This window comes from Tsukamurella sputi (assembly GCF_007858445.1).
In the GTDB taxonomy this organism is placed as follows: domain Bacteria; phylum Actinomycetota; class Actinomycetes; order Mycobacteriales; family Mycobacteriaceae; genus Tsukamurella; species Tsukamurella sputi.
The window spans coordinates 1-627 of sequence record NZ_VIGV01000086.1 but is presented as its reverse complement, the minus strand read 5'-3'; the positions used below and the strand labels follow the sequence as shown (position 1 = coordinate 627).

Annotated in this window: 1 protein-coding gene; it reads left to right on the top strand. The window is 46.3% G+C overall.

The annotated features are described in order from the left end of the window. The coding region (locus tag FK268_RS25945) for a coiled-coil domain-containing protein (protein WP_205124535.1) at positions 1-627 on the top strand (627 nt) is incomplete at both ends.

The window sequence follows — 627 nt, the reverse complement described above, 5'->3', positions numbered from 1 at the left end:
TGATGGTTGAGACAGAGAAGCAACGGGGAAGTAGCTATATCTTAGGCGGGCATGATTATACATATGGTGCCGATCAACTTGGCTACTATATTGAGAGCGATCTGGCGATCGGCTCACTTCTCTCCCATCTCTATATCTTTGATGATTCTCACTTAGAGCCTCTCGCGATTGAAAAAGATGCCGGCTTTATCGCGTTGAGAGAATCCTTGGCACTCTATGAAGCGATCGTTACCAAATCGGGTCTTCTCTTTGGACCGGACTGGGCGCTCTATAATACCCAAGATGCACAATTTGGGATCTTAGCGCGACAACGCTCTTTGGAGAATGCAATAGCAGAGCGGCAAGAGATCGATCAGAAATTGGAATTTTTAGATGAGGCGCTCTATGAGAAAGAGGAGTGCCTGAAGGCGCGTCAACAACTGGTAGATAAGGCGCGATCAGCTTTGCAGAAAGTGAATCGTGAATATTACGATCTTGAGAAAAAATTGAGCCTTCTTCTGCAAGCTGAAAGTCATCAGGCAGAGGTGCGTCATCGCGCGAAACGTCGTTTTGATGAGTTAATGGAAGAGGAGCAGAAGCATCAAGGACAACTTGAGATTCTCTCAACAGAGATTGCATTAGTGGAGG